Raw genomic sequence first — 23,132 nt, 5'->3', positions numbered from 1 at the left:
ACTTGACAGGGAGCAGTTCACAGTTCAAATAGCTCAATTGCTATCTTAGTCATTTAGTATTTAGTCGAATTTTTCTAAGGCTTTTAATAAAACAACTAGAATAATGGTAGAAACAAGCGCTATTATTATAATACCATCAGAAGATAATTGAACTGATGTTAAATGAAGAGTTTTCATCCAATAGTATCCGACCAGGATAGAGAGGAATGATGTGATTATTGAGATTGTAGTACCTAGAAATCCTAACTCGTCTATCTTTTTTTCCGTTAACCCTATAAGGCTGAGAATTTTAGTAAAAAGACTGGCTATGATAAATAATTCAATAGATAAAATAACTAATGCCATCATTCCTGTATAGGTAATTTCATTTGGCATCCATTTAGCTAAAGTCACCATAATAAACGCGGGTAGAAAAATCGGTAATATAAGACCTGCAATAATAATTAATGCGGCTAGAAAATTATTTATTTTTTTATTGGGGTTGCTCATAAATCCTCCTGTAATATTGGTGTCAACGGTGTTTAAACTATATCACATTAGTAAAATCAAATTAATTTTATTATTTTTTCAGATAAAAATTCGGCTGTTTAACTTTTACCACCTGCAAAAACGATTGTCATTTTGTTTTCAAGGCAAGCAAAGCGCAGAGTTTGAAGAACGAAATTAAAAATCTCCCATTCTACAAAATGAAGAATGGGAGATTTTTACGTTAAGGTGTACCAAAGAACATGCCAAAACCTATAAGACCAAAAATAATAATGATGAAAAGTACAATGAATGCAATAAATAAAATAACACTAGTAATAAATACAGTGAAGAATGCTTTCCAATTTGAAATTTGGTGCGCTTCAGCCACTACAGCAATTGTTATCACAAACGACCATATGCTTGTTACAATTGTTAGTAAAACAGTTATCCAGAAAATAATAGGCATTGTATCTGTATATTCAGAAGTCAACAAAGTTTCCGGAGATGTGAATAACCAAAAGAAGTAAAAGGGTATTAGAGCAATCGACGGGATTAATGGCAGACTTAAAGATTTAAACATACCTTGATAAGTGGCAGTCCCTTGAAATAATTTACCAAATAGTAATAATGCTCCTGCATAAATGGATGTAACGATTATGCCTAAAATAGGTGATATTACGATCACTAGCAATGCGATGAGCCAAACGGCCATTCCTGGGTAGATATCGCTATCTATTAAACCAGAAAACATTGCCCCGATATAGCCTAATGACACTAATAAAATAGCAAAGCCTATTGATTTGTAATTCATCATAAAAGCAGCTGTTTGTTTTGGATGTAACCAAACAGATACTAATGGATTTAACCTAGGTGTCTGCTGTTCATGTTCATTATAATTGTTCATTTAAAATCCTCCATAAAATAATTAAATAATATTTATAAGTGAATATACGGGCGAACAAACCAAAAGTTTCATAAAAAATTAATACTTATAGGATTTTCTTGTAAAAAATGTTTTGATTGTCTTAAAATAGCGATAACTGGATAAAAGAGTATGATATTCGTCCACAAAAATGTGAATTTATATCCAAATCAATAGATATTGATTTTTGTTGCAATTAAAGTATTTGACATTTTCTGAAAATGATTTTATTAAAAATTAGAACTTTAATTCAATTAAACCGTATAAAGAGTAACTGCAAAAATGGAGGGGGAAATTTTATATGCATAAGAAATATTTATTCAAGCTGATATTGGCATTTAGTGTAGAAGTTATTATTACGTATTTTGAAATAGGCTCACTTCGAAATGAAATGAACCTAAAAAGTCAAATATAGACGAGTTCGCTATTGACCTGAACGCAATCCGTTTAATGTGGCCTTAATTCGTTTATGTTTGTCGTATTCAATATACTGTTTAAGCTCATGCTGTTAGGGAAGTGATGATCGGATAGTGAAAGAGCCCATTAGCGTTTAATGTTTTAGGGGTTTATGAATGCTAGCTAAAAAAAGTAAAAGGCAGGACTGTCATTTAATCATGTTTTAACAAAGAGTTACTCATAGTACCCAAACCACTTGTGTTTACTTTGACATCAACATTGACAGCGATATCCGGAAATATTGTCGGCCACTCGTCTTTAATTTTCTTCCAAGCTTTGTGATCCTCGCGATAAAGTACTTCACCAAATCCTAGAATGTCTAATTGATAACTTTTTTGAATGGTCTTCAGTGTTTGTTCAATTCGAGCCTTTATCAACTCTGCGGTTTTTTTATTAATATACTCAATGTTGTTGTTTAGATTAATATTACATCGAACTTCTCCTACATTTTGATCTATAGTAATTCCGATCTCAATTTTTGGTGTACCATTGTCAAACTTTCCTGTCATCTTGGCTGTTGATTTTGTAATTTCTGTTGTTAGTTTCCCTTCCTTGGGGCAAGAAATAATTTCCACTGTACTTTTGATTTTATTATTCAAAAAATTAAAACTTCGACTTTCCTCTTCCGTTAAAAGGCCAATTATTTTATCTTGTTTTAATACAACTAAACCGACATACTTTAATATGACTGGCGTTTTAATTCTTTCGACATTCGTTTTATCTATGCCTAATTGTTTGTCTCCCTGTATTTCAATTGCGGGTAGAACAGTACTTTTCCCTATACGATTTAGGGCATTTGTTAAATCGTCTACTGTTACAGATAGTGTAGAACCCCAAGCTTTTTCTGATCCAGATAAAGAACTTATTATTTTATTTGCAGGTATTTTCTCTATAGCAGTTAATACATTTAAAACATCCTTAGCAGAGGCTTGATGAGATACAATGACATCAAAATTATTTCTAATTTCTTGGTCCCTCGATAGTAAATCTAATGTTTGATTGATTCCTTCCGTAGCTAATGTTTCTCCGATAACAAGAACTTGAAGATGTGCAAAGTAAGCCTTTCTTGGGGTTATTGTCGTCATTTTCCTTACTGCTTCAAATACTGAAGCTCCTTTTGCAGAGTAGGTGATGACTGGTGATTGTCCACTAGAAGGTTTAGTTGAAGATACTTCACTAGGATTAACGATTTGCACAGAAACTTCATACCCATCATCTATTTTATCAACACCTACGGCTACTACAATCGCTAGTTCGTTTAATTCTCGTTTCCCCCAACAGCTACTTAACAAGAAGCTGAGTGAAATAAGTAAGAACAATATTAAGAATTTTTTCATCTTGGTCACCCCCAAAATAACCTCGGGTCCATTTTTATGACTTCATATAGAAGGATAAACATATTAAAGAAACACTAATCAACATCACAAATAAAATAACAATATGTCAATTTTAATCTTTAAACCGGTTGTTTGTGTTAATAAGGATTAGGAGAGTATTGCTAAACGCAAAGAGCAATTGATGTTACAGGATAACTCGCTGGAAGAATGAGCTAGGTCATCACTATTTTTCAAAAATCTAGTGTAAATGTAGATACAACTGTTGCTCGTTCACAAGTACAGGTTGTGTAGCAACAGTTAATAACCATTTTTTTCTAGATTTATTTTTGCTACGAAAAGGAAAACTACCATTGTCTTCATAAATTTCAGGAGGAAGAAGGTTTTACCAATGGACAAGGATATGACCTATGGTGGTGATTTTAAATATATTCCAGCAACTTCAATCGGTAGCGGTGATGGCATTGAAGTGTTAAGAGATTTGTACCAACATACTATTCAAATTGTCAATATTGCACTCTATGGTGACCCATATACTAGCGATTTTGTATTAGTTGACGCAGGTATGCCTAAAAGTGCTCGTGAAATCATCGATGTAGTAGAAAAACGATTTGGTCTTAAAAGCCGCCCTCGAGCAGTAATTTTAACGCATGGTCATTTTGATCATATTGGGGCAATTATTGAATTAATCAATTATTGGAAGGTTCCTGTTTATGCCCATCCGTTAGAATTGCCTTATTTAACAGGTCGAAAAAACTATCCAGAGCCAGACCCCATTGTAAATGGTGGGCTAATAGCCAAAATCTCCTCTTTTTTTCCTAACGAAGCCATAAATTTAGGCAGCAACGTTAAGGCACTTCCTACAGATGGCACTGTTCCATATATGCCTGGTTTCCGATGGATTCACACGCCTGGCCATACAGTTGGACATATATCTTTATTTAGAGACGAGGATCGGGCTTTAATTGTTGGAGATGCTTTTGTCACCGTCAAACAGGAGTCCCTTTATAAAGTGGTGATGCAGAAAAAGGAAATCAGTGGTCCGCCACGATATTTTACGACCGATTGGTTGGCTGCTTGGGAATCAGTGAAAAAATTAGCAGCACTTAAACCGGCAGTAGCCATCGCTGGCCATGGATTACCGATGACTGGACAAGAACTAACAAACAACTTACAGAAATTAGTGCATGACTTTGAACAGATTGCTGTACCAAATCATAGCAAATATCTGAATTGACTCACTAACAGATTTAGAGGTTGTCCCATAGGAGCACTAAAGCTAAAAATACGAAAAGGGCCACAGACGTGACCCTTAGTAACAATTCAGGAGGTGTAAGGCTAAATTAGCTTTACACTACTATTATTATGTTTCGAAAGCTGTTTTAGTTTAGTTGATAGCCTGCAAAATAGATTTAATCATGAAATTTTCTAAGATCAGTTTAACACTCAGGTTAAAAGTTTATGTTACTATAACAGTAACATACTGTTAATTTACGGCATTAGAGGGGGATTAGTTTGAATTCAACATTTACTTTTACAGATTTTCCTAGATTTCAAACAGAACGTTTCTTTTTAAGACAAGCAACAACAAATGATGCGAGTGATATTTTTGCGCTTTATTCACATGAAGAAGTAGTGAAATATTTGCCTTTCACTCCATTTAAATCGCAAGAAGACGCGATAAATGAAATAAATTGGTACGATAAAATTTTCAAGGAACAGACGGGTTTAAGATGGGTTATTGAAGATATTGATTCCAAAAATATCATTGGAACATGTGGGTTTTTGAATTATGAAAAAGCTCATAATCGTATCGAAATCGGCTATGATTTAACACCAAAATATTGGGGCAAGGGCGTTATGAAAGAAACCTTACCTTGTATTATACATTTTGCTTTTATGACGATGAATATAAATAAAATCGAAGCGAAGGTTGAACCAGAAAACACATCATCTATGAGGTTATTAGAAAAATTTGATTTTTATAAAGAAGGTGTGTTACGCCAACATGAATTTGAGAATGGAAAATATGTTGATCTAGCTATTTTCTCTAAATTGAAAAGTGAATATAAGTAACACATACAGTCACATCCAATCATTTAGTGGAATGTGACTTTTTCTATGCATCTAAGACATTATAGTTTACAGAAAGTTACCCTAAATCAATTGAAATTGATAATATTAAACATTTTTAGAATTATTGACAATTATTACTGGTATTAATATACTAATATTGATATTCGATGTTATACGGAAAGTGTTTTTGAAGGATAATTTGATAATTCAGAGGGGGTTCATAGATGTCTTACTTTTATGACGTACAGTATTTCTTAGATAGTGGTTCTATCGGTATCATACTAGAGCTTTTACTAGTTACTGCTAGTATTTCGACCATACTATTTATATTAACCAAAAATCAATATGTGTCTTATTTGTCTTCAGCACCGATATTGTATATTCTGTCAGCATTCTTTCATTATTCAACCCATTTGGTGCTGCTCGTATTAGCTATGACTATACAAGCATTGATTTTAATCATCATTAAATATCAAAGAAACAAACAATTAAATGTACATGAACGTTCGGTATAATTTGAATGCTCTAATTGAATAACTATAGGACTTGCTTTTATGATTACAACTCATATAAAGAAGTCTTTTTTGTTTTACAAAGCAATTTCAGAAAAAAGGAGCGGTTGTTACTTGTGGCTGAGCGAAACTGCGGTGAACCCGAGCATTACTGAGGTGAACCTCAGCGAAACTGCAATAGACCCGATCGATACGGCGGTATACCTGAGCGATTAGCGATTGAGTGGCTTTTTCCTGACCTGATTTTTGTTACTTCCGCTGTTAAAGAAGAATGGTTATCGTCAAAGTCGATTTTGCCGAATAGAACTGCAGTGTGAGGTATCCTATGAGATGTAGGATATTTTTTTTGCAGAAATTAATGATTACCGCAAAAGCATGATTATTGTCATGAAAACTCCCTTTTCATTTAGCAAAAATTAGCGTGAAAGTGATATATTTAATTAGGGTGAATAGGATAAAATAGGTAAAATAATTCAGGAAGGGGATAGTCAAGTATGATAGACAAGAATCGATTCGTCAAAGATGTTCCGAATGAGGATGTAAAATTTTCTGTAATCATTCCTGCTCATAATGAAGAGCACTACATTAGCGAATGTTTGGATTCAATTTTGAAGGCATCTGAACCATATAACCATCAAATCGAAGTCATTGTAGTCCTAAATCGTTGTACGGACAAAACGGAGGAAATTGCCCAATCTTATAATTGCCTTACAATAATTAATCAGGATAAAAATTTATCGAAAATAAGGAATGCAGGAGCTGAAATTGCCAGAGGCGAAATAATCATTACCATCGATGCTGATTCTCGGATGACCCAACATTTGCTAGCCGATGTTGAAAAGCTCCTAGCTACGAACCATTACATTGGGGGGGGTGTGAATGGTGGATTTGAAAGAATCTCAGTAGGGATCATCGTTTCTACCATACTATTGATAGTTCCCTTGCTTTTTAAATACGGGTTTATATCTGTAGGTATCTTTTGGTGCTACAAAAAAGACTTTCAGGCCATACAAGGCTTCAATGAAAATATGTTAATGGCTGAAGATGCTGATTTTGCTAAACGATTAAAAAAATGGGGCAAGAAAAACGGTAAAAAATACGGCACAATCAAAAATGGGATGATCACATCGTGCAGAAGATTTGATAAGCATGGAGATTGGGCATTACTTAAAAGACCAAAAATGATTTTAGCCTACCTTAAAGGGAATGACCGAAAATCTGCAGATGAAGTTTATTATGAAAATCAAGGTAGATGATGAGACTATTTAGGTGATTAAAATAGGTGCCATGTAAAACATTTAAGACATTTGTCATAAATCCACTAGCTAAATGAATGAGACCAGGTATTCATTTATTTTGAGCCTGGTCTCTTGCATATCATTAGAAAAAACGTCATTGTTCTAATGGTAGTTTTGCCAGTAATTTATCAAATTTAGCTGGACTCATTATTTCGTGCGTTATGAATTTCCCGTTGTAAAACAAAGCAAACGTTGTCCATAGAGTGGGTGCATTTTGCGCTTGTTGTTTCGTTGTAATCCTGTGAACTTGGAAAGGTACCTGATGATTTTCTGCTACTTTTTTTAGCTCGTCTAAAATCCCAACTGCAAAGGGGCATTGGGCTGTAAAATAAATAGTGATTCCTTCTTCTTCATTAGAAATCTTCATTGGCTTTTTAAATGATGGTTTAATTGCTTCATCCTGCCATGTTAAGATCATTAATTGAAAATATGGTTCAGCTTGATCTACTACCTCAAAACCTAAATGTTCAAAGAAACGAGGATCACTTAAATACGGTAATTTTTTCTTCCCTGTAATATGTACAAGCCCATCCATGCCACGGGAAATAGCATCTTCTTTACAGTAAGCTAATAATTGTTTTGCATAGCACTGATCTTTATGCTTACCAGAAACCCATAAGCAATTGATATACATATAATTAGGCGCTTGGATAGGAACCCATGCCACTTCAGCTGGTAAATATTCGATAAATACTTTGGCACGTTCATTTAAACGATAGAATACTAGTCCTTCATCCATTCGATCCGTCAACCATTGTTTCTTTTCTAATACGGCATTCTCATATTGTTTGGCACCTAAAGCACAACAAATATGTTCACTTTCAATATTGTTTTTAGTGATGTGTATGAATGACATTTTTCTAATCGCACCTTTCGGGGAAGATTGGTTCAATAAAGACCATCTCAAATTGAAATTAGTCCTGATTAGGCATATTCTATTGTTTTCGTTAAAAAGGTGTTAAGTCCTCTTCGACCTATACAGTAAATGCGCGGTAAGCCTCATCAATATCCTTTTCCTTGCACAACAAAATACCAAAATGTTTATCTATACAGCTATCGTCCTAATTCATCCGTATACACACCCCAATAACAATCTTCGTTCCCAAACCCTGAAGCAGTGGTGTAATACTCCAGCACCAACTTTACTTATTTCGGAATGTATGTCGTTACAGTGTTATGACAGATTACTAAAATAGTTGAGCGATACTAAGTTAACTTTCAAGTATTTTATGGTGTTTCACTTTACTGTTATACTTTTCTCCCCAATCTCTCATCAGCATAATAATGGGTTCGAGTGTATAGCCGAATTCTGTTAATGTATACTCCACTTTCGGTGGTACTTCTTTATACACCTCTCTATGTACTACGCCATCTTTCTCTAATTCTCGAAGCTGTAGCGTTAACATTCTCTGTGTAATATCGGGCATTAATCGACGGAATTCATTAAAACGCTTTGTCCCTGATAGTAAGTGATATAAAATGACTCCTTTCCACTTCCCACCAATTACTTCTAAAGTTGCTTCAACAGGGCATCCATGAGCATCAGGACAAGTAGGATAAGGATTGAGATCATTATTTTCTATCATTAGAATTCCTCCAAACTCCAATAGTATAAAATTTGATACTATGCAACAAAAATGTGCGTACTTACATAAAATATCAACTGTATACTATTATAGCAGATATAAGGGACATCAATATTGTTGCTTAATAGAGGAGGAACGATTGATGGAAAAAATGAAAGCTGTTGGTTTATATCAATATTTACCTATTAATCATCCACAAAGTTTAGTGGATTTACACATAGAGAAGCCGAGTACTTCAGGCAGAGATTTACTTGTGCGAGTCAAGGCTGTTGCCGTAAATCCTGTCGATTATAAAGTACGATCGCCAAAGGACAAGAAGGAAGAAAGTCCAAAAATTTTAGGATGGGATGTCGCAGGGATAGTAGAAGAAGTGGGACCTCACTGTACGTTGTTTAAAGCAGGCGATGAAGTTTATTATGCTGGAGATATTACTCGTCAAGGGTGTAATAGCGAGTTCCATCTAGTGGATGAAAGAATTGTAGGCATAAAGCCAAAGTCATTAAACTATGCGCAAGCCGCTGCCTTACCGTTAACATCAATTACAGCTTATGAGGCACTATTTGAGCGCTTGGGCGTAAGTTTGCAGCCACAGCAAAATGACAATAAAACAATTCTCATTATTGGTGCAGCAGGTGGGGTAGGATCGATTGCTGTCCAACTAGCAAAGTGGGCTGGTTTAACCGTAATTGGAACAGCTTCAAGACCTGAGTCATTAGCGTGGACTAAAGAACAAGGGGCTGATTACATCATCAATCACTATGAAGAGTTCGTTCCTCAACTTAAAATGTTAGGTTTTGAGACGGTCCATTACATTCTTTGTTTAAATTCAACAGATAAACACTGGCGTAACATGGCACATGCTATTGCGCCCCAAGGAAGCATTTGCTCAATCGTGGAAACAGATGAGCTACTTAATTTAACACTACTAAAAAATAAAAGTGCTACGTTTGTATGGGAAGTCATGTTTACAAGATCTATGTTCCAAACGGAAGATATGATAGAACAACACAAGCTGTTAACTAAAATAGCTGATTTAGTAGACAATAATATAGTAAAAACAACCATTGCTACACATCTTTATCCCATTAATGCTGAGAATTTGCGACAAGCGCATGCGCTATTAGAAACAGGTAAGACTATTGGCAAAGTGGTAATAGAACATTTTGAGTAATTAATTTACAACAATGATGTTACAACAATGATGGCTACCATTGTGAATGGACGTCATCTTTGTTGTAACATGACTAAGTATGAACAATAGAATTTATTGTTTTTACTAAATAAAAGACAGTTGTTGTTGAAAGGATTAACTATTAATGATTCGCATTATTTTAATTGGACAAGAACAAGTAACGATAGATACTTTGACAAGAGAGCTACATGAATTTCATTCCATCATGGAAGTTGTCAGTGTTTTTTCAAGCGTCAAGGAGTTGTGTCAGGAGAAAGACAAGGATAGATTCGAAGTGGCTTTTTTAGATGTAGACAATTGTGACATGGAATGGCTAGATATCATTGAAAAAATGAAAAAATTGGATTCGAATGTACATTTGGTTGTGCTCACGGCTTATAAAGATTATGCTGTCGAAGCATTTGAAATAAATGCGTTTGATTTTATTTTAAAACCTATTTCACAATTACGATTAGCAGAGACTATCGATAGACTGAAGGAAAGATTATACCTTGGAAATAGAACAATTCCTAATGCTAGCCCTTGTTCGCCCTCACTTAAAATACAATGTTTTGGAGGATTTACAGTGTATCATAAAAATAACATTGTAAATTGGCGCACGTCCCACACGAAGGAACTATTTGCATTTTTATTAACAAATCTAAATACAGAAATTCATCGTGATACAATTTTAGAAAGTATTTGGGGGGATATTGAAACTAAAAAGGCTAGGATTAGGTTACATACAACCATCACATATTTGCGCACAGCTTTATCGCACATAGGCTATAAAAATAAACTGAGATACAAAAATAATCATTATATTTTAAGTATGGAGGATTTACAGTGTGATGCCTTTGAGCTCGAAAAACTTACCCAAAATATAGCTAATCTAGATATAGAAAGAGCAGAAACTTTCTTAAAAAGTTACAGTGGTGATTTTTTGCAATCTATGTATTACTCTTGGGTGGCAGATACAGCAAAGTATTATCATGACCAATTCACATTGTTACTTGAAAAGATGATTGAAGTTTATACACTACATGGTGACTTAAAGAAAAAAGAGGAAACGCTACTAATATGGTTACAACAAGATTATTATTCAGATCAAATTATACAAAAACTATTGCAACATTATATAGAAACGGGTAATCGTGCGGATGCTATACAGGTATTTAATAGATTTCAGGAGAACTTAAAAAATGATTTAGGAATTTTTCCAACTTCCAAAACAATAGCCATATATGAAAAGATCATAAATGACTAATATCTTGTAGGCTAGTATATCGTTTGTCATCCGCCTGAATCAAAATGGCGCGTTTATATTTACAATGATTGTTCTGCTGCTAATTTTTTACATACTGTGATAAAATACTGTTAAATAAAGTGAAACTCCAATCAGTGGGGGTTTTCTTCATTCCCCACTGATTGTTAGTTGAACCAATCGGGCTTTTACGGTCAGTTGACCGCCCACCTAGTTGACTCGTTCTCATCCTTCCACTTGAGGTGGGCGTCTTACTGACCGTTGATGCAGGATAAATAGTAGTAATTTTTGCACATTACAGAAATTCCTACTGTTTTAAAAATTTTTAGCGTAGAGGAGATAGACATATTGAATCAAGCATTATTAGTGATTGATGCCCAACAAGAGTTGATTGACGGCAATCAAGAAGAACAAGAAGTGTTTCAGAAAGAAAGGTTAATTGACAATATCAATAGCGTAATCAATCAAGCAATACAAGCAGGAGCATCTATTATTTTTGTAAGAGATAAGGATGTAGCGAATGGGCAAGGTGCTGGTTTTCAAGTTCACAATGAAATCAATGTGCCGTCTAATACGGCCATTATTATTGACAAAGAGGCCACTAATTCCTTTTACAAAACTGAATTGCTGCAATATTTAAAAGAACAAGAAGTGACTCATTTAGTTATCATGGGTTGTAAGACAGAACACTGTATCGATACAGCCGTTCGCACAGCTACTGTTCACTCTTTTGATGTAACGCTTGTTGGGGATGGCCATTCGACGACAGATTCTAAGGTTATGTCGGCAGAAAAAATAATCGCTCACCACAATGATATCCTTCATGGACATTACAATGTAGACAATTTTTCTGTTGTCAGAAAGGCTCAAGAACATGTTTTTGAACCTAACCATCACCAATATCGTTAGTCTTCTGTAAGTAAGCGTTAATGGACTTACGACTCCAACTTGTTATCAATTAAAAAAAGACATTTTATAAGACCGTTTATTGGGCATGAATCGGGGGTTAAACCGGACGCATGCCCTTTAACTTGCTGCAATTTCTTTATGGCAAAAGAAATTCTTTTTTAAAACTTTCTAAAGGGGGAAGATAAGGATGGATAAAAACGTCTTGCGTTATGTAGAGAATGTCTTGAAACGGCCAGTTGAAATTGAAAAATTAGCCTTTCAAGGTTGCACTTCCGAGGTGTTTAAAGTAAGCACGAATGCAGAGGCGTATGTATTGAAAATTTCCAGTGAACGGAAGTATCGGGAATGGCTAAAGAATGAGGCGTTAGCGATGCATAAATTTGCTGTTTTAAAGGAAGTGGCTATTCCGAAGCTTATAACTTTTTGGGAAGATAAAGATAGAAGTTATTTACTCATGTCATATATTCAAGGCATAACACTGCGTAAAGCGCTGGAACAAGTAAATTCAAACCGAGAGAGAGCCCAATTATTAACAAGTTTTGGCTGCTTTCTTAACAATTTTCATGCACTAACGGTTAAAGAGCAGTCGAATGATTGGTTAGATCGGCAATTACAGACAGGTTATCACTATGCGCTCGAAGAAGAGTGCGATGGAGATCTGAAATTATGGGAATTTCTCAATGTGCATCGACCAAATGCTGTTAGAGACACTTTTATTCATGGTGATTGTACAATTGATAATGTACTCGTTGTGGATGGAAAAGTTGCTTATTTTATTGATGTTGCAGGCATGACGGTTGGTGACCCACGTTATGATGAAGCACTTGCTATTCGTCAAATGATGAATCAACTATCAGATTTGTTTGCTTTTTATGAAGGGTATACACGTTACAAGTCATCGGTACTAGAGTTTGCATTTTTCAATGATGGTTTATATGAGTTTTTCTAATAGCTGTAGGCCATTACACAAAAGTGTAGAAAAGCTTCTATGATGTAAAAATGCTGTTCAATAACTAAAGAAATGAGATGAGATGGTAGGATTATGGGGATTGCAGAAGTATTAACAATTGTCTTTGTACTACTAAAGTTAACAGGCGTTATAGCGTGGTCGTGGTGGTTCGTGTTATTACCATCGATTATCTCCTTTAGTATCTATGCCTTGTTTTTTTTCATAAAGTTAATGATGGTAGTCATTGCAGTACTAGTAGCAAGAAAACGATAATGGTAGAACGACTTAACGCTATCGGCACATAGTTTGACAGGGAGGGTTCATGATGGAAAAGAAGCAAATAATCCAGTGTGAAGAAAAACTTCGAGAAGCAATGGTAGCTAGTGATGTGGAAATATTAAGTGAGCTACTTCATGATGAGTTGATTTTTGTAAATCATTTTGGGCAAAGGTTAACAAAAACAGCTGATTTACAAGCACATCGCTCCGGACTATTAAATTTTACTTCGATTGAACTAGTTCAGCTGTTACTGTAACACGGGTTTCATTAAAAGGTACAGTTGGTGTTGAACCTATTGACGATGAAATGTGGTACACACGTGTTTGGGTAAATGACGATGACAAAATAAAAATTATTTCAGGACATTGCAGTCTAGTTCAATAAAATTTTCTATATTTCATTCATCCAAGCGATTGACATGATCATCACGTTCTAAGAGCGTGATTTTTTTTTGTTGTAAAATCGACTATTTCTTAAAAATTAGTACCAACTTATAACATCAAGTGATAAAATGTGGTGAAGGGTTAAACGGAGGTTTTCCATGTTAGACACTCAAAAAATAAAGGATGTTATTTTGCATCGCTATCCATTTCTTTTAGTTGATCGAATTTTAGAACTAGAAGAAGGAAAGAGAGCGATTGGCATTAAAAATGTCACGATTAATGAAGAGTTTTTTAAAGGTCATTTTCCTAACTACCCGATTATGCCAGGCGTGTTAATTGTAGAAGCTTTAGCGCAAGTCAGTGCGATAATCATGTCAACAAAAGAAGGAAATCAAGGTAGGTTAGGTTTACTAGCAGGTATCGATAATTGTCGTTTTAAAAAACAAGTCAAACCAGGTGACCAGCTACGTCTTGAAGTAGAGATTACACGACTAAAAGGTCCAATTGGAAAAGGCAAAGGGATGGCAACTGTTGACGGAGAACTAGTATGTGAGACAGAGCTAATATTTGCATTTGGTAATTAACAGTAAGGATCAGCAGTGCTAACTTAGCCTGTTGATCCTTTTTTCATACATCGAATGAAAGTTTTTAAACCTACGTTTCTTGACCGATGTCAGTGGTTGATCCAATGCTCAAAAAACAAATAAATCTATCTTGTTTTTGAAGCGCTTACATATTAAAATACAAAAAAGGTATAGTTACTAAAAGTAATTGTTGCTGAGAAGAGTGTTTGTTAATTGGGTGATGTTAAATGGTGGAATTAAATTATGAAATGCTAGAGGGCATAGGCAGTTATTGTTTACAGAGTAAAAAGAAATCGACGGGATATATCAATAAAACTAACTGGTTAAACAATCAATTCGAGGAAGGGTTAAAATATGTCCAATTACTTGGAAATCAATAACAAGTTGGATTTATTGAATATACTGCTGCAGAATTTTCTTCTAGAGTAGTACATGCTGACGGTTATTTAGTCATCCATTGTTTGTGGGTAAGTGAAGGCGGTAAGGGCTATGGCACGCAACTCATCAATAAATGGATTGAGGATGCAAAAAAGTTATCAAAAAAAGGTGTCGTCGATGTGACGAATGCGAAAACATCTTGGGCACCAAGTCAGGATATCTTTTTAACTAATCCGTTCGAAGTAGTTGATACGGCTCCCTATGGTTTTGAATTACTTGCTTATATATTTACTAATGAAACTTTGAATCCTTATTTTCCTAATGATTGGGATGATAGGGTCAAAAAATTCCATAATTTAAAGATTCTTCGCTCTTTTCAATGTCCATATGTAGCTATTGCGACAGAAAATCTAGTAGCAGCGGCAGATAAAGTGAAACTCCAATCAGTGGGGGTTTTCTTCATCTCCCACTGATTTAAGTTATATCCTTCTGTTGATTTTGTTCGTGTAAATCCTTTCTCAAAAGTATTGCTAGCACTTCTTAGTTACGTTAAGCAACAACAGAAAAATATTGGATGTATGTTCGACCTATTGTTTAGAGATGAATGGCGATAGTATCCGTTGCCTTTTTGTTTAAGAGCAGTGCATATAAAAACACAGCACCCGCTTTGAATAGTGCATAGTATAGAAATAGCAACTCGATTCATGGTGGTTAGAAATACTTACGGTAAGAAACGACACTGATAGCGATAAGATGAATAGAAGTGCTCGTTACAAGCCGATTACAGTTTCATGTGGTCGGTTTTATAATGAGCATTTCTAGCAGAGGGCATGATATTACTAGCAGAGAGGAGGAAAATACTTGGTAACGATTCGACAAAAATTAGTTTCAGCTAGTCAAGCGGCCAAAATAACGAACGGTAAAAACAATGCTAAAAAATATATTGTTGTACATGAAACAGACAATACCAGTGTAGGGGCCGATGCAGATGCTCACGCACGATTACAAGTGAATGGGAACAGCCGTGACGCCAGTTGGCATTGGCAAGTGGATGATAAGGAAGCTGTACAATCGTTTGCGCATTATTGGCAATGCTGGGGAGCTGGGACTTATATAGGAAATAATCAAGGGATTCAAATTGAAATATGTGTGAATAGTGACGGGAATTACAAGAAGGCCGTGGAAAATGCGGCGAGTCTTATTGCAAAAATTATAAAAGATGAGAATATATCAATTGACAACATTGTACAGCATCACTATTTTAGTGGGAAAAACTGTCCAAGAAATATGAGAGCTGGAAAAATCTCTTGGTCCAATTTTTTGAAAATGATTGCAGATGCAGATACACAACAGCCAGAGAACCCCTCAACGGAGCCATTAAAATACCGTCTTTTAACTGGAACGTACAGTACACGGAAAGCTGCGCAGAGCGTTTTAGAAGTGATGCAGAATCGGTTTGGCTGGGTTGCTTATATAGAGCAGGATGGTGCTAAATATCGAGTGAAAACAGGTACATTTACAGGTTTGAACGCTGCACAGCATGCAGAAAATAAAATAAAAACTACGAAATTGGCGCAAGTTACGTATATTGTCCCTGCATAACTACCACGTTTGGAAAAAATTATTTGACTGCTTTAAAGAATTGAGTACAATAGTAAAGCAAGTATCATATTACGTAAACTTAACAGAGGAGAGAGGGACTCTACAGATTTTTTAATTGCGTTCCTTTCTTTGCCGAATTAAAATATGACAACCTTTGCAACATTTCTTTAGGACAAGCTGTCTATATATAGGTACTTTCCTTTTTAACAGCGTAGTTAAAGGTTCCTTTTTAAGCCGGATATTATGAAGATAGTTGAAAGGAAGGGCTGTCATGAAATTTTGACAGTCTTTTTCTTTTCGTCTACTCTATAACCTGTTAAGATGGTAATAGTGTGACAACAAGTTAGTGTATATGAGAGTGGTGACAATTAAGATGGATGAACAGAAAAAAGATGATTTAGAACAGCAGGAACAAACACCGCAAGGAGAAGTCAAACCAGCGGGTCAATTTATTCAGATGAAACCGTTTAAATTTATTATGCTGATGTTCTTTACAATCTTAATTACCGCAGGCTTAACGATTTTTGCGTTAACATTCGGTGAAAAGAAAGTAGTAGAAGTAAAGGTTCCGATTGAGCGTGCGGAATTTACCAAACTATATGAAGCATTTGATATGCTAAAAAGCAAATATTACAAAGATATTGAAGATGAAAAAGTGGTCGATGGTGCAATCAATGGCATGTTCGACGCGTTAGACGATCCGTATTCTGATTTTATGGTGAAAGATGAGGCTGAAAAATTCAACACAGGTCTTTCGTCAAGTTTCCAAGGAATCGGTGCGGAAATTCAAGAACGTAACGGCTTTATAACAGTAGTGTCACCAATTAAAAATTCACCTGCTGAAAAGGCAGGACTATTACCGAAAGATATCATTCTAACGGTCGATGGGAAAAGTATTCAAGGATTTAGCTCTTCAGAGGCTGTAGCCCTTATTCGAGGTGAAAAAGGGACGCCCGTTAAGTTAACCGTTAAACGCGGTGAAAATGCAGAACCAATCCAAATGACGATTGTTCGTGATGATATACCTGTCGAAACGGTTTACGGTGAAATGCTTGATGGGGATATTGCTCATATTCAAATCACTTCATTTAGTGAACAGACTGCAGATGAGTTGGAAAAAATACTTGCTGAGTACGAAGGGAAAGGCATGAAAGGTATTGTTCTTGATTTACGACAAAACCCGGGTGGCTACTTAGATGCAGCTCTTGAAATTTCAAATCTATTCGTTGCAGAAGGTAAGCCAATTGTTCAAGTGCAGGAAAAAGATGAGGAACCGGCTATCAAAAATGCTATCGGTGGTAAAAAATATAACTTACCAGTGACCGTACTAGTTGACAATGGTAGCGCATCTGCCTCTGAAATTTTAGCGGCAGCGTTAAGTGAATCAGTCGGGGCAAAAATTGTTGGTGAAACATCTTTCGGTAAAGGTACCGTGCAAAATGTTACACCATTAAAAGATGGCTCTAATCTAAAATTCACAACAGGCAAATGGTTAACACCAAATGGCAACTGGATTAATGAAAAAGGGATTGAACCCGATGTGAAAGTACCGTACCCACCGTACGCGTCACTACCATTTTTGGATGCGTCGTATGAAATGAAGAAGGGCTTACAATCAGAATCTGTGAAAGCAGCAGAAGAAATGTTAGAAGTCCTTGGCTATGATCCAGGGAAAGTGGATGGCGTTTTCGATCAATACACAGAACGTGCGGTTGAGAAACTACAAGCAGCGAGTAAGCTTGAAGAAACGGGAGTTTTAACAGGCGAAACAACATATGCATTAATGGATGCATTACGTATAAAAATGAAGTCAGATGATCCGCAACTGTTAAAAGCAAAAGAATTGCTTACTGGCGGTAAAGAGTAAACGCTAGAACGAACAAACGAACACAGTAGCTGTCGCAGAAGTCGTCTCGTACGGCTAATGCGGCAGCTTTTTTCATAGGAGGGCACAAGTGTGAAAGACGTATACTTATTTAGTGGATTTTTAGGTAGTGGCAAAACATCAATGCTGACAGATGTCATTCGTCAACTAAAAGAAAAGGGCTTAAAGCCTGCTGTTATTATGAATGAACTTGGCAAGTTACCATTCGACTCACAAGCTGTTGAGGAAGATGTACCGCTTAAAGAAATGCTAGAAGGCTGTATTTGCTGTTCCGGTGCTGAAAAAACTGAGGCCCAAATTCAATCTCTTCTATTAGATAGTGAATTTGATGTGCTTATAATTGAAACAACTGGAGCGGCCCATCCCGTAGAAGCATTAGATGCTGTCTACTCACCATTATTTGCAGAGCAGTTGAATGTGAAAGGAATTGTCACGGTGGCTGACTCGAAGTTATGGCTAGATCGGGAGACGTTAACACCACAAATACGTTCATTATTTATGGAACAAATTCGTCATGCTCATTTATTGCTGGCCAATAAAATAGATTTACTGACAGAGACTGAGCAAGCACAGGTAGTATATGAGTTGCAGGGCTTTAATCCGCATGCTTTTATTTTACAAACTACTAATGGGCGTGTGCCACTACATTTACTTGAAAGTTTGTCGGCAACATCACAGGTGGATAAAAGCGATATAGTAAGTGCGCCTCTTGCATCTATGCATTTAGGCTCACGTTTAGTCGAGTTTACAGAAGTGGCTTTTACACAGCAGCAATTTGAAGAGTGGGTACGTCAATTACCTGATTCCGTGTACCGAATGAAGGGCTACGTGCCAATAGAAGGGATTAAAAATCCAATGTTATTCCAATATGCATATGGCATGGTCCAATGGCTACCGGAATATGTGAAAATGCCGGCAAAACTCGTTATTATAGGAGAAAACGTAGGAGCTGTGCATGTAATTGCGGTGGATTAAAAGAACATATGCCAGCCATTTTAACGATGAAGCTTGTAAGTCATGGTGCTGATTAAGAGCATAGGTGATAACTGGCACTAGGCTTTTAATGCACAACGCAATCAAACAGCATGATTTCATACAAACAAGGGGGTGTCTTAGATCATTTCTGAGGCACTTCCTTTTTTGTCCTGCGTTAACGGTCAGTATAGACAAAGACGCCCAGTGGGAACGTGGAAACGAGTAGGTGGTCGAACACCTGACCGTAAAAGCCCGATTGGTTCAACTAACAATCGGTGGGAGAAAAAGAAAACCCCCACTTCAGTCCTACTATTTTAGTTGGACTGAAGTGGTATGATTTAACCTTACAAGTAATGTTGTATTGATATAGAGGAGGGACGATAGATTGAAGAAAACCTTATCCTTATTACTTGTGTTCTTTCTTCTATTGCCTGGACTATTGCTATATCGCTATTATTGGGATGCCGCAATAGAACAAGATATATTGACTGCAAATAGTTATAGAACAACTATTGGTGAAGAGTATAGGGCTGTAAACTTTTTTGTGAAACCTGATTGGTTTACGTTGCATTCCAAGAAGCCGCAAAGTATGCATGAGGTGGTCACCCGTATTGGCAACTCTAAAATTGTGCTAACAGAAGTGAAGGTGCGAGAAGAGGTGCAAGATATTTACTTCACATTTACTATCGAAAATAAATTACCTAGATCGCAAGGTTATTTCTTAACGCAAAATTTAAGGGATGCGTCAATTGATATAGCAATGCCATTTATTGAACTACGGGGGGATAATGAGCAATCCATCGCCCTTGGCCAATTTTCACAAGGGCCAGGAGATTTTTTTAGTTTCGGTCTTAATTTAGAAGATGCAACGGCAATTCCACATGGATTTTCGGTAGTCGCCAATCTATATTATGGTGTGCAATATGAAAAAGATTAGCACAGTATTCGCTAGTTTTCGAGGGATGTCAACCCTATCTATAACGTAAGTATTTCATAGATTGGTGGAACTTGCCAAAATATATTATAAAAAAACCCCCGTTTAACAGGAATCTACTCTTTTGTTGGCGAAGCTAGCAGATGTTGGTAAGATTTTTTATCGATTCATCCTTTACGATAGGTTGCAGAGAGGAGAGATTGCAAAATGAAAAAAACACTCACTGCAATTTGTGTCACATTTCTATTAGCAGCTCCAATTCAGTTGGCTTCTGCTGCATCTAATACTACAGAGGGGAATACAGTTAAACAAACAACAAACTGTACAACTTATTACTATAAATGGTCAAGTAATAATTGGCAGGTGAAAAAACCAACACAGGTTACAACGCCATCAAAACCAACACAAACAACGACTAATAATAATACACAGACACCGCAAAAAGATAATACAACAACAGCACCATCTACTTCAAAACCGACATCAACTACGTCTGATGTCAATGCATTTGAACAAGAGGTAGTAAAATTAACGAATGCAGAACGTACAAAAGCTGGCTTATCAGCACTACAAACGGATACAAAATTAATGGCAGCAGCTCGTGAGAAATCACAAGATATGCAATCAAAAAATTATTTCTCACATACGAGTCCAACATTTGGTTCACCATTTGATCGCATGAAAGCATTAGGTATTACGTATAAAGGAGCAGGTGAAAACATTGCCAAAGGTCAACGTACACCACAAGAGGTTGTACAAGCTTGGATGGATTCACCAGGTCACCGTGCTAATATTTTAAATGGTAAATTTACACACATCGGTGTAGGTTATGTGAAGTCAGGTAACTACTGGACGCAACAATTTATTCAAAAATAATTAGTAATATCTTTCTAAGAAAAGCTAGTTTAATAATTTCATGATCTAGATGTCCAAAAAAGTCTTCAATGGCTTTTTTGGACATCTTTTTATTTTGTAGCATTGTTGTTTAAGCTGTGCGAAAAATTACGCCACTCTTGCACTTGGGTTAGCACGCGTAACATTTGAAAAAAGCCGTTTTTGCCTATACTTCCTGCTATAGGAGGCGTTTTATGGATAAAGTGGAATTAATGATGAAAAGTATACAAAAGGCCTTTTATCATTCATCTGATTTTACAGTTAGACAGGTAGATTGGCGAAATGGATCATCTGCAATTTTATGCTTTTATGCCTCGCTAGTAGATGCCAAAGAAGTGCAAAGAATTCTTGATACTATCTATGCTCGTTTGGATACGGAGAAACCTTTTTGGAGTGAAACTTTAGTATCAACGCTAGAACGCTTCTCGCTACCACAAGCAGTTAAACGGATTTGTAATGGAGAAACACTTATTGTGTTACCTAATTCAGGTGAAATGCTTTCTCTCACTATATTGAATGAGGTAAATCGAAATCCAGATGAACCTAATAATGAACATATTCTTCGAGGATCACATGATGGTCTGATTGAAAACCTTGATACAAATTTAGCTTTGTTACGGAAACGAATTAATACGCCTGCCCTTGTCGTGAAATCCTTTTTAATCGGTAAAGAGACCAATACAAAAGCCTATTATCTCTATATGGATGGCGTTATAAAACCAGAGACCCTACAAGAATTAGAAAAACGTATTCAAGCCATAAATATTGACTATTTTTATAGTATGGGCCAGCTAAGCGATGAGTTAGAGGACTCCGTATGGTCGCCATTTCCTCAATTACTCAATACCGAGCGACCTGATCGCGTGGTTGCCAATTTAGTAGAAGGGAAAATCGTTGTCATGCCCAATACTTCGCCAGCAGCTATAATAGCGCCTGTGACGTTTTTCAATTCGAGTTTTTAACGCTGGTGATGTTCCTTTGAAAACGAACATACGAGACATGTTTTTTTAAATTGAATTTCGTGGTGCTAGTAACAATTTAAACATTAGAAATGATACAAACGGCTCGACGTGGCAATACACAGGTGCTAGTAGTGCCAATGACGTGATTAAGCTAGAAACGCCTACTAGATTTACTAAGAACGGTTTAAGCATTTTCAAAGACACAAATAAAAAAGGCCTGATACTATCACCAGGTTGGAACACTATGCAAATTTCAGGTGCAACCCATTTCACGTATGCGTGTAATCGGCACGACCTTAGACAAAAGGGATACCGTGACGATTTAAACTTTAATTTCGGGCTGTTAGAAGCCTTAATCGGTGAAGCGAGTGGGGTTACAGACGCTTTACGAGAAGAAATGTTAGGTCAAATCAATAATTTACAACAGCAAATTGATATGTTAACTGGTGAGAACATTGGGGAATTACTTGCTCGTTTGAATGATTTAATTCAACAAGCTCTAACAGCTGCACAAGATGCAAGAACGGCTACGACTGCAATGGAACAAGCAACGGCTTTAACTAAAACCGCAACAGAGTTGGCGAATGTAAGTGCAACATTAGCAGAGGAAAAAGCAAGTTATGCAGAGGATAAAGCTATTTTAGCGCAAGAGGCTGCCACAACAAGAACAAGATCCTTTAGCATTTAGCTATTTAACAAAAGAAAATTTAGCTTTACAGTTTACTAAAATTGATACGGATTAGTTTCATATTGTTTAGTAAGCGCTACTCACATCGAGTAGCGTATTTTAATATAAAGGAAGGCGAGATTATGCGAATCATATTAAATAGAGGACAATCAAGAGTGACTAAACATGATAATTTAAGAAAATCTTATCGACTAATTATGGAGGAATGGTAAAATAAGGTAAGGAGGTGCGGTGAATGAGTTTTATACTTTTTGCTGTTATTCACATACTAATCGGTATTGCATTAATATATTTTTATGGAAAATTACCAAAAGCTATAGCTGTATTATTTATTGTCTTTTTTGCTTTCAGTATTATTTATGGGAGTGCGGTAATTCTATTTATTAGTTCAACTAACGGGGCTCCTTAGTTGAATAGCTAAATATCCAACTCACATTGAAGTGAACCCAAAAAGTTAGACACTTTATTTAGTTAAGAAGCTTGTAGGGATTGAGTTCGATATTGTACTGGACTTAATCCTTTTAATTTTGCCTTAATTCGTTTGTGGTTGTAGTATTCAATATATTGTTCAAGCTCTCGCTTGAAGTGTTCCATGTTTTCAAAGATTTTAAGAGACCGAAGAA

General features: G+C 36.0%; 27 protein-coding genes. 21 read left to right on the top strand and 6 right to left on the bottom strand.

The window, feature by feature from the left end; all coding sequences use genetic code 11:
* Positions 1-60: 60 nt before the first annotated feature.
* The 3 genes from H131_RS22015 to H131_RS22005 form a co-directional block, all read right to left on the bottom strand.
* A complete protein-coding gene (locus tag H131_RS22015) occupies positions 61-489 on the bottom strand; it encodes a hypothetical protein (RefSeq protein ID WP_010861350.1) in 429 nt (142 codons plus the stop codon).
* A gap of 220 nt (positions 490-709) precedes the next feature.
* Positions 710-1,372, bottom strand: coding sequence for a YIP1 family protein (locus tag H131_RS22010; protein ID WP_010861349.1), 663 nt, complete (start codon positions 1,370-1,372; stop codon positions 710-712).
* Positions 1,373-1,998: 626 nt separating this feature from the next.
* A complete protein-coding gene (locus H131_RS22005) occupies positions 1,999-3,183 on the bottom strand; it encodes a Ger(x)C family spore germination protein (RefSeq protein ID WP_010861348.1) in 1,185 nt (394 codons plus the stop codon).
* A gap of 388 nt (positions 3,184-3,571) precedes the next feature.
* Between H131_RS22005 and H131_RS22000 the strand changes: the two genes are divergently transcribed.
* The 4 genes from H131_RS22000 (at position 3,572) to H131_RS21985 (ending at position 7,024) form a co-directional block, all read left to right on the top strand.
* A complete protein-coding gene (locus H131_RS22000) occupies positions 3,572-4,417 on the top strand; it encodes an MBL fold metallo-hydrolase (protein WP_010861347.1) in 846 nt (281 codons plus the stop codon).
* A 278-nt stretch (positions 4,418-4,695) separates the two neighbouring features.
* On the top strand, positions 4,696-5,256 hold the full coding sequence (locus tag H131_RS21995) for a GNAT family N-acetyltransferase (protein WP_010861346.1): 561 nt from the start codon (positions 4,696-4,698) through the stop codon (positions 5,254-5,256).
* 224 nt (positions 5,257-5,480) lie between these two features.
* Complete coding sequence (locus H131_RS21990; RefSeq protein ID WP_010861345.1) at positions 5,481-5,771, top strand: hypothetical protein; 291 nt, start codon at positions 5,481-5,483, stop codon at positions 5,769-5,771.
* 491 nt (positions 5,772-6,262) lie between these two features.
* Complete coding sequence (locus tag H131_RS21985) at positions 6,263-7,024, top strand: glycosyltransferase (RefSeq protein WP_010861344.1); 762 nt, start codon at positions 6,263-6,265, stop codon at positions 7,022-7,024.
* Positions 7,025-7,160: 136 nt separating this feature from the next.
* Here the strand turns inward: H131_RS21985 and H131_RS21980 are convergent, their stop codons facing one another.
* Both H131_RS21980 and H131_RS21975 read right to left on the bottom strand, forming a co-directional pair.
* Positions 7,161-7,922, bottom strand: coding sequence for a YoaP domain-containing protein (locus tag H131_RS21980; RefSeq protein WP_010861343.1), 762 nt, complete (start codon positions 7,920-7,922; stop codon positions 7,161-7,163).
* Positions 7,923-8,277: 355 nt separating this feature from the next.
* A complete protein-coding gene (locus tag H131_RS21975) occupies positions 8,278-8,652 on the bottom strand; it encodes a winged helix-turn-helix transcriptional regulator (RefSeq protein WP_010861342.1) in 375 nt (124 codons plus the stop codon).
* 142 nt (positions 8,653-8,794) lie between these two features.
* Here H131_RS21975 and H131_RS21970 point away from each other — a divergent pair, with 142 nt between their 5' ends.
* From H131_RS21970 to H131_RS24815, 17 genes are all read left to right on the top strand, one after another.
* Positions 8,795-9,823 (top strand): zinc-binding alcohol dehydrogenase family protein, encoded by a 1,029-nt coding sequence (locus H131_RS21970; protein WP_036132465.1) that lies wholly within the window; start codon positions 8,795-8,797, stop codon positions 9,821-9,823.
* 145 nt (positions 9,824-9,968) lie between these two features.
* Complete coding sequence (locus H131_RS21965) at positions 9,969-11,090, top strand: response regulator (protein ID WP_010861340.1); 1,122 nt, start codon at positions 9,969-9,971, stop codon at positions 11,088-11,090.
* Between the two features lie 345 nt (positions 11,091-11,435).
* Positions 11,436-11,996 carry a cysteine hydrolase family protein gene (locus tag H131_RS21960; RefSeq protein WP_010861339.1) on the top strand — a complete coding sequence of 187 codons (561 nt, stop codon included), beginning with the start codon at positions 11,436-11,438 and terminating at the stop codon, positions 11,994-11,996.
* Between the two features lie 187 nt (positions 11,997-12,183).
* Complete coding sequence (locus H131_RS21955) at positions 12,184-12,945, top strand: aminoglycoside phosphotransferase APH(3') (protein WP_010861338.1); 762 nt, start codon at positions 12,184-12,186, stop codon at positions 12,943-12,945.
* 93 nt (positions 12,946-13,038) lie between these two features.
* On the top strand, positions 13,039-13,218 hold the full coding sequence (locus H131_RS21950; RefSeq protein ID WP_010861337.1) for a hypothetical protein: 180 nt from the start codon (positions 13,039-13,041) through the stop codon (positions 13,216-13,218).
* Between the two features lie 52 nt (positions 13,219-13,270).
* A complete protein-coding gene (locus tag H131_RS25690; RefSeq protein WP_010861336.1) occupies positions 13,271-13,480 on the top strand; it encodes a nuclear transport factor 2 family protein in 210 nt (69 codons plus the stop codon).
* 285 nt (positions 13,481-13,765) lie between these two features.
* The gene (gene fabZ / locus H131_RS21940) at positions 13,766-14,191 is read left to right on the top strand and encodes a 3-hydroxyacyl-ACP dehydratase FabZ (RefSeq protein ID WP_010861335.1); all 426 of its coding nucleotides are present in this window, start codon (positions 13,766-13,768) and stop codon (positions 14,189-14,191) included.
* A 227-nt stretch (positions 14,192-14,418) separates the two neighbouring features.
* A complete protein-coding gene (locus H131_RS24820; RefSeq protein WP_155242534.1) occupies positions 14,419-14,571 on the top strand; it encodes a hypothetical protein in 153 nt (50 codons plus the stop codon).
* 81 nt (positions 14,572-14,652) lie between these two features.
* Entirely contained in the window at positions 14,653-15,042 is a 390-nt protein-coding gene (locus H131_RS23310; RefSeq protein ID WP_010861334.1) for a GNAT family N-acetyltransferase, read from the top strand.
* A gap of 388 nt (positions 15,043-15,430) precedes the next feature.
* Positions 15,431-16,171 carry a peptidoglycan recognition protein family protein gene (locus H131_RS23305; RefSeq protein WP_010861333.1) on the top strand — a complete coding sequence of 247 codons (741 nt, stop codon included), beginning with the start codon at positions 15,431-15,433 and terminating at the stop codon, positions 16,169-16,171.
* Positions 16,172-16,544: 373 nt separating this feature from the next.
* On the top strand, positions 16,545-18,038 hold the full coding sequence (locus H131_RS21925) for a lmo1851 family serine protease (protein ID WP_010861332.1): 1,494 nt from the start codon (positions 16,545-16,547) through the stop codon (positions 18,036-18,038).
* Positions 18,039-18,128: 90 nt separating this feature from the next.
* Positions 18,129-19,031, top strand: a complete 903-nt coding sequence (locus tag H131_RS21920) for a CobW family GTP-binding protein (protein ID WP_010861331.1) — start codon at positions 18,129-18,131, stop codon at positions 19,029-19,031.
* A gap of 385 nt (positions 19,032-19,416) precedes the next feature.
* On the top strand, positions 19,417-19,968 hold the full coding sequence (locus tag H131_RS21915) for a hypothetical protein (RefSeq protein WP_010861330.1): 552 nt from the start codon (positions 19,417-19,419) through the stop codon (positions 19,966-19,968).
* Positions 19,969-20,172: 204 nt separating this feature from the next.
* On the top strand, positions 20,173-20,841 hold the full coding sequence (locus tag H131_RS21910) for a CAP domain-containing protein (protein ID WP_010861329.1): 669 nt from the start codon (positions 20,173-20,175) through the stop codon (positions 20,839-20,841).
* A 212-nt stretch (positions 20,842-21,053) separates the two neighbouring features.
* On the top strand, positions 21,054-21,821 hold the full coding sequence (locus tag H131_RS21905) for a spore germination protein (protein ID WP_010861328.1): 768 nt from the start codon (positions 21,054-21,056) through the stop codon (positions 21,819-21,821).
* Positions 21,822-21,963: 142 nt separating this feature from the next.
* A complete protein-coding gene (locus H131_RS21900; protein ID WP_155242533.1) occupies positions 21,964-22,509 on the top strand; it encodes a hypothetical protein in 546 nt (181 codons plus the stop codon).
* A gap of 235 nt (positions 22,510-22,744) precedes the next feature.
* The gene (locus H131_RS24815) at positions 22,745-22,918 is read left to right on the top strand and encodes a hypothetical protein (RefSeq protein WP_155242532.1); all 174 of its coding nucleotides are present in this window, start codon (positions 22,745-22,747) and stop codon (positions 22,916-22,918) included.
* 62 nt (positions 22,919-22,980) lie between these two features.
* Here H131_RS24815 and H131_RS24055 read toward each other — a convergent pair.
* Positions 22,981-23,132, bottom strand: a 152-nt coding sequence (locus H131_RS24055; protein WP_010861326.1) for an IS3 family transposase, incomplete at its 5' end; no start/stop codon positions are given.

Source organism: Lysinibacillus sphaericus OT4b.31 (assembly GCF_000392615.1).
Lineage (GTDB): Bacteria > Bacillota > Bacilli > Bacillales_A > Planococcaceae > Lysinibacillus > Lysinibacillus sphaericus_B.
Note: the sequence above shows the minus strand (reverse complement) of the source record. Positions and strands in the feature narration are given on the sequence as shown.